The sequence below is a fragment of the Ferrimonas sediminum genome (genome assembly GCF_900100175.1).
GTDB lineage: Bacteria > Pseudomonadota > Gammaproteobacteria > Enterobacterales > Shewanellaceae > Ferrimonas > Ferrimonas sediminum.
In genome coordinates this window covers 38,757-50,885 of sequence record NZ_FNEM01000014.1, presented here as the reverse complement: position 1 = coordinate 50,885, position 12,129 = coordinate 38,757, and the positions used below count along the sequence as shown (strand labels likewise).

12 protein-coding genes and 1 tRNA gene are annotated in these 12,129 nt (G+C 56.5%); 5 read left to right on the top strand and 8 right to left on the bottom strand.

Annotation, left to right across the window (positions count from 1 at the left end; genetic code table 11):
* Positions 1 to 32: 32 nt before the first annotated feature.
* Complete coding sequence (locus BLT77_RS14710) at positions 33 to 1,283, bottom strand: TIGR03503 family protein (RefSeq protein ID WP_090366749.1); 1,251 nt, start codon at positions 1,281 to 1,283, stop codon at positions 33 to 35.
* A gap of 3 nt (positions 1,284 to 1,286) precedes the next feature.
* Positions 1,287 to 2,015 (bottom strand): DNA polymerase III subunit epsilon, encoded by a 729-nt coding sequence (dnaQ, locus tag BLT77_RS14705; RefSeq protein WP_090366747.1) that lies wholly within the window; start codon positions 2,013 to 2,015, stop codon positions 1,287 to 1,289.
* 66 nt (positions 2,016 to 2,081) lie between these two features.
* Here dnaQ and rnhA point away from each other — a divergent pair, with 66 nt between their 5' ends.
* Complete coding sequence (rnhA, locus tag BLT77_RS14700; protein ID WP_090366746.1) at positions 2,082 to 2,555, top strand: ribonuclease HI; 474 nt, start codon at positions 2,082 to 2,084, stop codon at positions 2,553 to 2,555.
* A 7-nt stretch (positions 2,556 to 2,562) separates the two neighbouring features.
* Here rnhA and BLT77_RS14695 read toward each other — a convergent pair whose 3' ends face one another.
* Complete coding sequence (locus tag BLT77_RS14695) at positions 2,563 to 3,306, bottom strand: class I SAM-dependent methyltransferase (RefSeq protein ID WP_090366744.1); 744 nt, start codon at positions 3,304 to 3,306, stop codon at positions 2,563 to 2,565.
* A gap of 213 nt (positions 3,307 to 3,519) precedes the next feature.
* Between BLT77_RS14695 and gloB the strand changes: the two genes are divergently transcribed.
* Together gloB and BLT77_RS14685 are read left to right on the top strand one after the other, a co-directional pair.
* Positions 3,520 to 4,287: a hydroxyacylglutathione hydrolase gene (gene gloB / locus BLT77_RS14690; protein ID WP_245709965.1), complete on the top strand. Its 768-nt coding sequence runs from the start codon at positions 3,520 to 3,522 to the stop codon at positions 4,285 to 4,287.
* Between the two features lie 84 nt (positions 4,288 to 4,371).
* Positions 4,372 to 5,958 (top strand): LysM peptidoglycan-binding domain-containing protein, encoded by a 1,587-nt coding sequence (locus BLT77_RS14685; RefSeq protein WP_090366742.1) that lies wholly within the window; start codon positions 4,372 to 4,374, stop codon positions 5,956 to 5,958.
* Between the two features lie 56 nt (positions 5,959 to 6,014).
* On the opposite strand, the gene BLT77_RS14680 is transcribed toward BLT77_RS14685, so the two are convergent.
* From BLT77_RS14680 to BLT77_RS14660, 5 genes are all read right to left on the bottom strand, one after another.
* Positions 6,015 to 7,208, bottom strand: a complete 1,194-nt coding sequence (locus BLT77_RS14680) for an ABC transporter permease subunit (RefSeq protein WP_090366740.1) — start codon at positions 7,206 to 7,208, stop codon at positions 6,015 to 6,017.
* Positions 7,205 to 8,020, bottom strand: coding sequence for an ABC transporter ATP-binding protein (locus BLT77_RS14675; RefSeq protein ID WP_090366738.1), 816 nt, complete (start codon positions 8,018 to 8,020; stop codon positions 7,205 to 7,207). The genes BLT77_RS14680 and BLT77_RS14675 overlap by 4 nt, the downstream gene beginning before the upstream one ends.
* A 155-nt stretch (positions 8,021 to 8,175) precedes the next feature.
* Positions 8,176 to 8,682, bottom strand: a complete 507-nt coding sequence (locus BLT77_RS14670) for a BsuPI-related putative proteinase inhibitor (protein WP_090366736.1) — start codon at positions 8,680 to 8,682, stop codon at positions 8,176 to 8,178.
* On the bottom strand, positions 8,682 to 10,538 hold the full coding sequence (locus BLT77_RS14665; protein ID WP_176819326.1) for an AsmA family protein: 1,857 nt from the start codon (positions 10,536 to 10,538) through the stop codon (positions 8,682 to 8,684). Before BLT77_RS14665 ends, BLT77_RS14670 begins: the two co-directional genes overlap by 1 nt.
* Before the next feature lie 81 nt (positions 10,539 to 10,619).
* Positions 10,620 to 11,108 (bottom strand): putative 4-hydroxy-4-methyl-2-oxoglutarate aldolase, encoded by a 489-nt coding sequence (locus tag BLT77_RS14660; RefSeq protein WP_090366733.1) that lies wholly within the window; start codon positions 11,106 to 11,108, stop codon positions 10,620 to 10,622.
* A 217-nt stretch (positions 11,109 to 11,325) separates the two neighbouring features.
* Between BLT77_RS14660 and BLT77_RS14655 the strand changes: the two genes are divergently transcribed.
* Positions 11,326 to 11,541, top strand: a complete 216-nt coding sequence (locus tag BLT77_RS14655) for a TIGR02450 family Trp-rich protein (protein WP_090366731.1) — start codon at positions 11,326 to 11,328, stop codon at positions 11,539 to 11,541.
* 304 nt (positions 11,542 to 11,845) lie between these two features.
* Positions 11,846 to 11,933, top strand: a tRNA-Ser gene (locus BLT77_RS14650).
* The last annotated feature ends 196 nt before the right edge of the window (positions 11,934 to 12,129 follow it).

The following is a 12,129-nucleotide window of genomic DNA, read 5'->3' as shown; positions in this document are numbered from 1 at the left end:
CTTCGGAATGGAGAATCCCAAAGGGCCGTCAATCAGGAGGAGAGATCGATCTTGCTGGCTTCAATCTGCATTTCGGCTTCGCGACTGGCCGCTTCCAATTGCTCAGTCAGACGCATTCGCTTGCGCCAGAACAGCAGGACCACGATGCCAAACCCGAACAGCAGTGCATTGGCGCCAACGACAATGCTGATCACCCGCCAACGCGCGGCATCCTCTTTTTCCTGCAACTGCTGCTGAACCAGCGCCGCCCGCTCGCGAGGACTTAACGGCGGCGGCGGCGGCGGTGACACATAGAAATTCAGCGCTGGCAGAGTCAGATAGAACTCTTTGCCGTCGATGGTGGTGCCCACGGCGATGCCGCTAATCACGTAGCTGCCCATGTCCATCACCATGGACAACGGGTAGCTTTGCTGAGGTAGGGTGGGATCCAGAGCCAGATCGCTGACCATGCCGGAGGGAGCCCGAACCGACAACGCCAGGTGCAGTTCGTCAGGCATCAACTCCTCCTGATCGACGCTGACGTGCACCCGAAAATCCCGGGCATCGGCACCGGGCTTCTCCGGTACCGACAGGCGCACCGGCTGGCTGACGATCTCCATATCCTGCTCAATCACCCGGCTGAACACCTTGTTGTTGACCATCAGCTTCAGATCGTACATGCCCGAAGGCTGATTAAAGTCCAGAGTCGAGGTAAAAATGCCGTCATCGGGTCGCTCATCCAAAGAGGAGCCATCATCGATAAAGCCACCGATTTTACGCACCCCGGCGGCGTAGTTTTCATCGCCGGGACGATTGGAACTGGTCAGCCGCACTTCCCAGCTGAGCATCTTGTGAAAATCACGAATGGCCAGGCGCTTACTGTCACCTTCAATGCTGGCATTGAGCTTAATGCGCTCGCCACGAAACACCTTGACCGGCAGAGGATCCAGCTGCAACTGAATGTCGCTGATCAACAGTATCTTGCTGTGTTCGCTAACCTGACCAATCAGCTGCCAGGGACCCGGAGTGGGATTGGTCACCTTGATCATGTCACCGCCAGGGCCTTCACTCCACTGCACCGACTCCGGATGGCGGTTGGCGTACCACTTACTGCCATCGGGCAGCACCACAATGACCGGGGCTGAACGCTCTTTACGCTGCACCAGCATGGTAATGGCATCAATACCGTGATCCACCCGAAAACGGTTGTCCAGCAGCTTCAAAGCCTGAGGCGACACCGCCCAGGCCATACTGCTGATCCCCATAAGCAGCAGTCCAAAGGCCGCCGCTGTCAATCGCCTCATCCGTTACCCTCGTTGCCAGATTGGATCACTGACCAACTCCATGCGCGTATCGTGTCTACTTATATCATCGGCCGACGCCCGGATCACTTTAAGGGGACGTCGAGATGGATCCAGCCGAATGATGCCTGCCCCGTCGGCATCGGCACCGGAGGCCAGCTCCAGCGCCTTTTGGCCGCCGGTCATAAACAGGAACACATCGGCCAGAATCTCGGAATCGAGCAGTGCGCCGTGCAAAGTACGGTGGCTGTTATCGATGCCGTAGAAACGACATAAGGCGTCCAGATTCAGGTTGCCCTGAATCTCACCCTTACTTTTTTTCTCCCGCGCCAGTTGCAGGGTATCGATGATGGTGCAGTGAGCCTCAATGGTGTCATTGCGACCCAGTTTCTCAAATTCATAGTTAATGAAGCCGGTATCGAACGATGCGTTATGTGCGATCAGTTCGGCGCCGCGAACAAACTCGACAAAGTCATCCACCACTTCGTGGAACATCGGCTTATCCGCCAGAAACTCATCGGTGATGCCGTGAACTTCGATGGCTTCCGGGTCAACCTCGCGATCCGGTTTGATATACACATGGTAGGTTCGGCCGGTCAACTTGCGGTTGACCATCTCCACACAGCCGATCTCAATCAGGCGGTGACCCAGGTAATGGGGACCGGCATCCTGGTTCATACCGGTGGTTTCCGTATCGAATACGATTTGGCGAATTGGGCTATTTATGTCTGTCATAATCCTGATTAGCAACAAGTTGCGATATACTGGGGCGCTACGGCACACGCTATGGTACCAATTTAAATGACTCAACCAAAACATGTCACCCTATATACCGACGGTTCCTGTCTCGGCAACCCCGGTCCCGGTGGATACGGCGTACTGATGCGCTATCAGCAGCACACCAAAGAACTCAGTGCCGGCTACCAGCTGACCACCAACAACCGCATGGAGATGCTGGCCGCCATTGTGGCACTGGAAACCCTCAACGCCCCCTGCACCGTGGATCTGCACACCGACAGCCAATACCTGCGCCAGGGGATCACCCAGTGGATTCACGGTTGGAAACGCAAAGGCTGGAAAACCGCCAGCAAACAGCCGGTCAAAAATGTCGATTTGTGGAAACGACTGGATACCGCAACCCAGCAGCACCAGATCGAATGGCACTGGGTCAAAGGGCATTCGGGCCAACCAGAGAACGAACGGGTAGACGACCTGGCCCGCGAAGCCGCCGGCCAGAGTGATTTATTGGAAGACAGCGGCTACCAGCCGAGCTGATGCCGCTCTAGCGGGAGTCGCGGCGCTGCCCCACAGCCTCGCGGCCCATGGCTGCCGGCGACGTGATCAAGCGCTTCTTCGGTCGCCATAATGGCCGTGCCGGCGTCAGCGGCACCGCCAGCTTTCGGGCCACAATCAGGTACACCGACGCCAGTGACGGCGTCTGCTGAGCCATCCACTGCTGCGGCCACAGGAACCGATCCGGTGACCACAGCAGCGAGCTGTAAACCAGGGGCTCGTGCCCGACAATCTGATACCCCAGCAACCCCAACCAGTCTTTGATTCGATTAGGGGTAAACATGCGCCCGTTCCAGGGGTAGCGCTGACGGCAGGTGGGTGACAACAACCCCATCCCCACCGGACTGACGGGGTTAAAACCCACAACCACCATGTGACCGCCCTCCACCAGCACCCGATCGGCCTCACGCATCACCCCATGGGGATCTTGATGAAAATCCATCACCAGAGGCAACAAGCAGGCATCAACACTGCGGCACTGCAGAGGCAGATCATCCAGGTCGCCCCAAAGGTCGCCGCCAGACGCGGTAATCACCATCTGATGACGAATGGAGCACAAGCGAGAGTTTAACTCCGGAGCCAGTGGGCCCAACTTAACCATGTGGTAACCGAATAATTTAGGCCACCAGTTGTCCAGCCCGGCAGAGATCTGCTGGCATAACCAGTCACCCCAGGGCAGTTGCTGCCAGTTGGCGGGCGGTGTAATGGCATTGTGGCTGTAGGCTGGGCGCATCGAACTCCATAAATTGGCTAACCGACTCAGTGGTAAAGATAACTGACAACATAGTGTCGACGCCAGTACGCCGTCGACAACTTGCGCATCGGTCGTCCTGCAAATCACGGCAGTGGCACCAAATTCGAGCAAAGAGATGCCAGGACGATTTCTCTTTTCTATGTCATTTTTCAGGCTTACACTGAAGGCTGACCGCCCTTTCGGAAACCCATCATGCTGAGCATTACCCCGATCCCCGCGTTTACTGACAACTACATCTGGTGCCTGATCGTTGGCTCCGACGCCTGGGTCGTGGATCCTGGCGATGGGGACGCCGCCGAGCGCCACCTGAACCAGCACGGCCTGCAACTGTGTGGGGTGCTGATTACCCACCACCATTCGGATCATGTTGCTGGCGTTGCCAAGTTAAAGCAGAGCTGGCCAACTATCACCGTGGTTGCTCCGGCAGGTTCCCCCTTTACCGGTGCCGACGTCAGTGTTAATGACGGCGAACAATACCCACTGGAAGGGCTCAACACCAGCGCTCTGGTGACCCGCTGCCCGGGACACACTCTGGATCACGTGGCCTACAAAATCGACAATCACCTGTTTTGTGGCGATACTCTATTCAGCGGCGGCTGCGGGCGCCTGTTTGAAGGCTCTGCCGAGCAGATGTACGACTCTCTGCAGCGACTGCGGGATCTCGGTGCCTCCAACCTGCTCTATCCCGCCCACGAATACACCCTGGCGAACCTGGAATTTGCCCTGGCGGCGGACCCGGAGAACCTACAACTGCAGGCCCACAAAGCCCGCTGTATCAAGTTGCGTCAGGATGGCATCCCGACCCTGCCCACCAGCATGGCATTGGAGCTGGGGATCAACCCGTTCCTGCGTAGCCACTTGCCGGAACTGCAGCATCAGGTCGGCAAGCACATCGGACGCGGTTGTGAGGACAGCGTCGACTGCTTCGCACAGTTACGCTCGTGGAAAGACAAGTTCTGACAAAACGGTTACAATCCCCGTCCATATACGCCTGGCGCAGTCTGTTTTCTGCGCCTTTTTGTAGGCTGATGAAAGGGTATATAAATGATAAATAAGAGACTTTCTGCTCTTTCTTTGGCGATATTGCTGACCGGCTGTCAAACCCTGACCGGCAGCGAAGAGCACGCCTTGAACGACGCAGCGACCCCCGCCGAAGTTGCCCAGGACAGTGCCGAACTGGCCCCTGGCAACAACAACGACGAGCAGGAAGCTCAGCAGCCGGTCATTCTTCCTCCCGATGATGTCTGGGAGCGAATCAGCCGTCAGATGACCCTGACCGTGCCCGACAATACCCGGGTCGATCGCTTCCGCAAATGGTACAAAGCCAATCCGCGTCACCTGGAGATTGTCTCTGAACGCGCCGACCCCTACCTGTATCTGATTGTCGAGGAAGTAGAGCGCCGCGGTTTGCCTATTGAGTTGGCCCTGCTGCCCATCGTCGAAAGCTCCTTCGATGCCTTTGCCTACAGCCACGGCGCCGCCGCCGGACTGTGGCAATTCACCAGCCCTATGGGACGCTACTTCGGTCTGCAGCAAAACTGGTGGTACGACGGCCGCCGTGACGTGGCGGCCTCAACCCGCGCCGCCATGGACATGATGGAGTACCTGTACAACAAACTCGATCACAACTGGCTGTATGCCCTGGCCGCCTATAACACCGGTGAAGGTCGGGTGTTCCGGGCCATTAAGAAGAACAAAGCCAAAGGCAAACCCACCGACTTCTGGTCGCTGGATCTGCCGAAAGAAACCGAACGCTATGTACCGCAACTGCTGGCCGTAGCCGATGTGATTCGCAACGCCGAAGAGTACGGCATCGACCTGGCGCCCATTGCCAATAAACCGCAGTTGCAGGAGATCGACACCGGCAGCCAGATTGACCTGGCCCTGGCCGCCGACATGGCCGACATGTCCGTTGCCGATCTGCACCGGCTCAACCCGGGCTACAACCGCTGGGCCACCGCCCCCGACGGCCCTCACAAGCTGCTGTTGCCGCTGGACAAGGCCGATGGTTTTATCAATGCTCTGGCCGATACCGGCTCCACCGAGCGGGTCAACTGGCTGCGGTACGAAGTGAAAAATGGCGACTCTCTGGGCGTCATCGCCAAGCGCTATCACACTCGAATCGGGATAATTCAGTCGGTCAACAATCTCGACGGCAACATGATTCGCATTGGCCAGCACCTGCTGATTCCGGTGGCTGCCAAAGATCCCGAGCTGTACCCCTTTAGTGCCGATCAGCGCCTGGCCCGTAAGCAATCAAAGAAACGCGCCAATTTTAAGCTGGAGCATGTCGTGAAGCCCGGTGACTCTCTGTGGACCATCGCCCGCGCCAACAAGGTCAAGGTGTCCCAATTGGCCAGCTGGAACTCCATGGCCCCGTCGGACACCATCCGTCCGGGTCAGAAACTGGTGGTGTGGGTCAACCGCATCAGCAAGAAACAGGATAAGACCTCGGTAATGCGCCAGGTCAGCTACAAGGTCAAAAGCGGCGACTCGCTGGCGCGCATCGCCAAGAAGTTCAACGTGACCGTGGCCGATCTGGTGCGCTGGAACCAACTGGACAGCCAGAAGTACCTGCAGCCGGGTCAGGGCCTGACCCTGTACGTAGACGTGACCAAGATCAGCACTTAGACGTCGTATCAGTCAAAAAAGCCAGCGATGAACGCTGGCTTTTTTTTGGCCGGGACTCAACGGAACAGCACCGACTCACGGCTGAACCACTGCACACAGCACCACAACAGCAGCGATGCCAAAATCAGATTGGAGGCAAACACCGCCGCCAGATCATAGTACGCAAAGGTGCCCTTAAGCAGCTCCTTGGTCGCCAGGGAGACATTAAAGATCGGATACCAGGCGTTTTGCCGGGTCAGTTCAATGCCCGGTAGTGTCGCCACCATGGCCGGAATGATCGCCACAAACTGCAGCGCTCCCATGTAGTTTTGCCCCTCTTTGTAGCTCTTGGCAAAAATAGAGATAGACAACAATACCGCCGAAAATACCCCGGCGATGGGCAGTAACAGCAACAGCAACAGACCGATGTCCATGGGGTTGACCAGCTTGGCCAGGCGAATAAACAGATTCAAATCCAAAAGATAGCCAACGGCCAACAGCCAGAATATGGCACTGGCCAGGGTCAGCAGTGCCAGCATCATCGAGGTAGTGGCGATCACCAGAAATTTGCCGACTACCAGAGTGGTTCTGGGTTGAGGCACCATCAACAAGGTTTCCAGGGTACCCCGCTCCTTCTCTCCGGCACCGATGTCCAACGCCGGCAACATCGCCCCCATCATGCACAGGAACAACAGAAGAAACGGCAGGACACCCCCGACCTTCTCACCGACACTTTGACGCTCTTCGGCAGTTTCCACCCTAACCAGAGCCATGGGCTGCTCTACCGCCTGAATCACCTCTGCACTGACCCCCTGGTTCTCCAGGTAGCGACTCATCCACTGTTGTTGCAGTGAAGTCAACGCCTGACGAATCCGCACAAACTGGCCATGATCGTCGGTCTGGTTGTAAAGCATCTGCCATTGGCTTTTGGGGTTGGTAAGAGGATCGAATCCCGGCAGCATCTGCAGCACGAAATCCAACCGGTCTTCGTTAATCAGCATCGATACCCGCTGGCGGTTAACGCCGTCGATATAATTCAGGTTTGGCACCGATGCCAGCGCCTGCTCGACCTCCTCCACCCATACCGCCGGGCCGATCAGACCATAGTTAATCCGCTCGGCCTGTTTGGTAAGCAAAAGCTGGTAGCCCACCAACCCGAAACAGAGAATCAATGCTGGTAGCATCACCGTGGGGAACAGCACCACAAACCCCATGGTCTTGCGGTCCCTTAGCACCTCTTTCATCTCTTTAAGCCAGATACGGCCGATCATCCGGCCATCCCGCTCAAACCCTGAGGGTGACGAGAAGCCTCATGTTGACAGGCAACGAACGCCTGGCGCAGAGCATCGGGATAACGGGTACCGGCAAACGTCGCCAACTCACCTTCAAATACGCTGCAGCCATACATGATCACCGCAATGCGATCACACAACAGGCTCACCTCCTCCAACCTGTGTGTGGAGAAGATAACTGGTCGGTTGGCCATTTTTTGGCTATGAATAAAGTCAAGCACCGCTTGGGCAGACATGATGTCGAGCCCGGTTGTAGGCTCATCGAGCACGACGACCTCGGGCTTATGGATAACTGCCCGAGCGATGCTTGCCCTCTGCTTCATTCCCAGTGACAACTCCAGCACCTTACGCTGCAGAAATGGTTCCAGTTCCAGCTGCTGGGACAACTCGGCGATGCGATCGCGGATCATGTCGCGATTCAGGCCATAAAGTTGACCGAAAAACTCCAGATTTTCTTCCACGGTAAGACGTTCATACAATGCGGTGGAGGCGGACAGAAAACCGATTTGCTGGCGCATTTTTTCAGGTTGTCGATCCCAGTTTCTGCCATTGATCTCGATGATGCCCTGATCCGGGCTTAACACCCCGGACAGCATTCTCAGCACCGTCGTTTTACCGGCGCCGTTTGGGCCAAGCAACCCCAGGACCTCTCCGGGCCTGGCTTGAAAACTCACCGACCGCACCGAGTGAAACACCCCGTTGCCCATTCTCGGGTCCTGCCCCGACAATCCGGGACGCCGCTTTAGATCGGGCACGGCAAAGCCCTTCGCCAGCTCCCTGACAATGATCATAACTCCTGCCACCCCAAAGCAACCCTGAATGAGATTAACTATAGTCCAGTCCGTGTCTTAGGGCGGTCCTGATCCCGCTACATGATTGGGCGGGTTTCAGAAAAAGCCCCGGCACAAGGCCGGGGCACCGTTTTACTGGCGGAGTAATAAGGCGCCTATTTCAATTGAATCACCAGGGGAGCGGTTTCGGGGTGTTCCCTGGTATTCAGCACCGCCTGCAGTGTGTATTTACCCGGTGCCAGTGCCGATAGCCGCTCACTGCTGATGGTAAAACTCAGCGTCTTGACGGTCCCCGCACCGATGTACCACTCCCGCAGCGCCTGGGTAAACATCATCTCATGGCTGAACTGCCACACCACCCCCTCGGCTCCGGTCATCACCAGATCGGCGGTCATGCCCGATAGAATCGTCACCTCAGTATCACCTTCGGTGTCGTTGCTGATCGTCAGGGTAACCGGCAGCGCCTGATCCCGCGACCACTGCGTGTTCGGCACCTCAAGCGCCATGGTCAGTACCGACATCGCAGTCTCCTGCACCAGTGTTGGAGTCTCTGCCGCCTGCAGCGGTGCTTTGGGCGGCGTTACCGATGCGGCCTCTGTGGCCACCTCACTGCCACAGCCGCTCAGTGCCATGGCCAAAGTCAGGATCCATAGGTGTTTCATCAGCCTCTCCCAAATCCTTTAAACAGTTTGTCCTTAAGCTCATCTTCCAACTTTTCCTTCAGCTTATCGCCTTCCTGATCCAGCTTGTTTTGTAACAAAGCATCCATGTCGATACCGACCGACGGGGAATCAAAGCCGCCACCAATCTGCAGCGGAATCGCCAGACCTTTGAGATCGTCCAGGCTCTTACCGCCCTGGCCCTCCAGCGACCCTACAATCGCCACCTCCATATCGTAGTCCAACTGTTGAGTCACCAGGTTGGACGAACCGCTGCCTTCCACTCTGAGCAGCGGCGAAGACAAGGCCACATCCGGTGTGGTCACCACGCCTTTGTCGATGGCGAAGGCGGTGGCAAAGCTGGAAAAATCGGTTTTCTGCACCTCGGCTGCCGCCGGTGCCTCACTGCCATCAAAGGTGGCTTTGACTTCACGAATCTTCTGCGCCACGTTGATGCCGTATACGGCACCGTCATCCAGTGCCAACCGACCGTTAGCCACCAGGTTTGCCAACACCTGATTCGGAGCTAGGCTGGCCCCCTTGCCCGCCACCGTCAGTTCACCAGTACCGGCCATCACTTCTGAGTCAATGGCCGCCTTCAGCAGTGGCTGAATGGACAAGCCCACCAACTTGGAATCAAACTGATAACTGACCGGCTGAGTGCGGCTGTCCAGGGTAGCCTTGGTGGTCAGGATGCCCTCAAATGCCGATGCTTTCATCTGATTCAGGGTAAACAAGCCGTCCACCAACTGCAGATCCAGACTAGACTGAGTCACCAGCCACTGCTTGGCCTGGATAGAGGACAACGACATATTGGCGTACAGATCAAACTGCCTCAATGCCGACAGATCCGGCTCTTCGTTACCGCCGTCCTGGGCCGGCTTGGACTTCGAAGCCGTGCTGCCTCCGTCCTGGGACGAATCGGCGGCCGGCATCCAGGGGTCCAGTACCAAGTCATTGCCGGTGAGTTGCAGCTTCAGAACCGGGCGCACCTGATTCAAGTCAACGCTACCGGAGCCCTGCAGCTCAAAGCCATCCTGGTCCAGCTTCAGGTTGGTCAGGGCAAACTGCTGCTGGCCCAGATCAAAATCCGCATCGAACTGCACCGACGCCACCAAAGGCTTGCCGTTGGGCAGCGCAGAGCCTCTGACATTAAACTGCTGCTTCCAGGCATCCAGTTGAATCCTTGAAAAGTCCTTAGCCACGGTGAGCATGGAGGAAGCCGAAGTGGACAGCGCCAACTGCGGATCTTCCAGGCTGACCACCATCTCAAACGGAGCAGCGCGGCCTGGCTCAAACTCCTCCAGCGATAACGACTCGATGGCCAGTTTTCGGTTCACCTGAGTCTGGCGGTTATCGCTGTTGAAACTCAGCTGCTGCAGGTGCAGCTGCCCCAGCTTCCAGCTCACGGGGGCCGCCGCCCGACCGCTACTGCCTGCTCCCTGGCCATCGCCCGCCTTGGACGCACCGCCGCCTAAACCTTCGAGGCTATTGCGGCCGTCTTTGAGGGTGACCATGTTCAGGGCCACACCAGCCAGCGTCACCTCTTCAATCTGCACATCTTTTTGAATCAGCGGCAACAGGTTCACCCCGACGACCGCTTGTTTTACCGACAGCAGCGGCGGCAGATCTTCTCCGGGTATGTTGCCCAGAGAGATGCCAGCAATGTCCAACCCTACTTTGGGAAACAGGCTCCAGCCAATGTCGCCATCAATGGACAAAGTGCGGCCGGTCGCTTCTTTCACCTTGGCCTCAATTTCCGGTTTAAAGGCGTTGGGATCCAGAAATACGCCCACATACACTGCGATCACCAGCATCAGGGCCAGTACGCTGATTAAAAACCATTTAATTGCTTTCATCACTTTTCCGTTCAAAATCGATAACGTCCGCCAGTGGCGGTCAGTGTTCATCCCTTTAGTGTATAACAACCCGGGGCTATGTTACTCAGGTAGAGGCAATTCTCGGTTACACACCACGATGCCATTGTCATCGGCGTACAGATATTGACCCGGCTCGATGCGGCGGCCTTCAATTTCGATCATCACGTTCTCTTCGCCCAGGCCACGCTTATCGGTTTTCAGCGGCATGGCACCCAGAGCCTGTACCCCCAACTCCATGGAGGCGATGGTCGCCACATCGCGAATGTAACCATATACCACCACTCCGGCCCAGCCGTTATCCAGCGCCAGTTTTGCCAGGTTATCCCCCAGCAGGGCTCGACGCTCCAGTCCGGCACCATCCACCACCAGCACCCGCCCGCCTCCGGGCTGGGACAAGCAGTGACGTACCAGGGTGTTATCTTCTGGGCAACGGATGCAGTGAGCCGGGCCCCAAAACACGCTTTTTCCGCCGAATTGGCGGAATCGGGGAGGCAGTATGGTCAATTCCTCACTGAACTGATCACACAAATCAGGTAACAGATCCAACATCGCTCGCTCCTTTGCAGTCGGAATCAAATCCCATCCTGAACAATCGCCATCACATTGACAAGTCATGCCAGCTAATGGGCTGAATTATTTCTAACTCTTTACTCTGACAAAAGACCACTATTTCCCCGTGTTGCAGCTGAGGCATCAACGACTACACTAACATCAGGGGCCACGCAGGAAGCACGCACCTGTTCTTAGCATTACGGGGGCCGGATTTATGAACGTATTTCCTGAAAGCCAACTTCACCTGAGTAAATGGACCGCCTACAGCGCCGTCAATGACGACACCCACTTCTGGGTTACCTACACCTTTACCGACAGCCACGGCCACGTGACCCGGGTAGGCCTGCAGGGGGTCAATAACCGCGTGCCGATTGAACTGCGAACCGAAGAGTTACAGGACTCCGACCGCTGGCACATGGGTTGGGTTTGACCTTTTCTCATTATGGCCGCCCCTCCTGTGGCTAATCCGCTGGCAAAAACCTGAGAAAATTCAACCGAAGCGGCTAAAACCACGGCAAACGGCCACAAACTCTTACATTGCTTCTTGACCCTCACCAACTCAGCCCGTAAAGTACGCCCCGTCTTCAGCGATACGTCGTTTTAGACAAACAATTTGGTGAGGTGTCCGAGTGGCTGCACGCAGCGCAGCTTAATCACGCCCAGGCGGGATTCTCAGCCACCACATATCACCAATAGAGAGCACGGTTAGCTCTTAAAACATAAACCAAAAATTTGGTGAGGTGTCCGAGTGGCTGAAGGAGCACGCCTGGAAAGTGTGTATACGGCAACGTATCGAGAGTTCGAATCTCTCCCTCACCGCCATATTTGGTTAGGTGTCCGAGTGGCTGCAAGCTGCGCAGCATAATCACGCCCTGGCGTGATTCTCAGCCACCTGACACAGAGCTTGATTGAGCTCTTAAAACACTCAATTGAAAATTGGTTAGGTGTCCGAGTGGCTGAAGGAGCACGCCTGGAAAGTGTGTATACGGCAACGTATCGAGAGTTCGAATCTCTCCCT

Excerpts from the sequence above, each read along its gene's own strand:
- BLT77_RS14710 (WP_090366749.1), bottom strand. The coding sequence starts at position 1,283 with ATGAGGCGATTGACAGCGGCGGCCTTTGGACTGCTGCTTATGGGGATC.
- dnaQ (WP_090366747.1), bottom strand. The coding sequence starts at position 2,015 with ATGACAGACATAAATAGCCCAATTCGCCAAATCGTATTCGATACGGAA.
- rnhA (WP_090366746.1), top strand. The coding sequence starts at position 2,082 with ATGACTCAACCAAAACATGTCACCCTATATACCGACGGTTCCTGTCTC.
- BLT77_RS14695 (WP_090366744.1), bottom strand. The coding sequence starts at position 3,306 with ATGCGCCCAGCCTACAGCCACAATGCCATTACACCGCCCGCCAACTGG.
- gloB (WP_245709965.1), top strand. The coding sequence starts at position 3,520 with ATGCTGAGCATTACCCCGATCCCCGCGTTTACTGACAACTACATCTGG.
- BLT77_RS14685 (WP_090366742.1), top strand. The coding sequence starts at position 4,372 with ATGATAAATAAGAGACTTTCTGCTCTTTCTTTGGCGATATTGCTGACC.
- BLT77_RS14680 (WP_090366740.1), bottom strand. The coding sequence starts at position 7,208 with ATGATCGGCCGTATCTGGCTTAAAGAGATGAAAGAGGTGCTAAGGGAC.
- BLT77_RS14675 (WP_090366738.1), bottom strand. The coding sequence starts at position 8,020 with ATGATCATTGTCAGGGAGCTGGCGAAGGGCTTTGCCGTGCCCGATCTA.
- BLT77_RS14670 (WP_090366736.1), bottom strand. The coding sequence starts at position 8,682 with ATGAAACACCTATGGATCCTGACTTTGGCCATGGCACTGAGCGGCTGT.
- BLT77_RS14665 (WP_176819326.1), bottom strand. The coding sequence starts at position 10,538 with ATGAAAGCAATTAAATGGTTTTTAATCAGCGTACTGGCCCTGATGCTG.
- BLT77_RS14660 (WP_090366733.1), bottom strand. The coding sequence starts at position 11,108 with ATGTTGGATCTGTTACCTGATTTGTGTGATCAGTTCAGTGAGGAATTG.
- BLT77_RS14655 (WP_090366731.1), top strand. The coding sequence starts at position 11,326 with ATGAACGTATTTCCTGAAAGCCAACTTCACCTGAGTAAATGGACCGCC.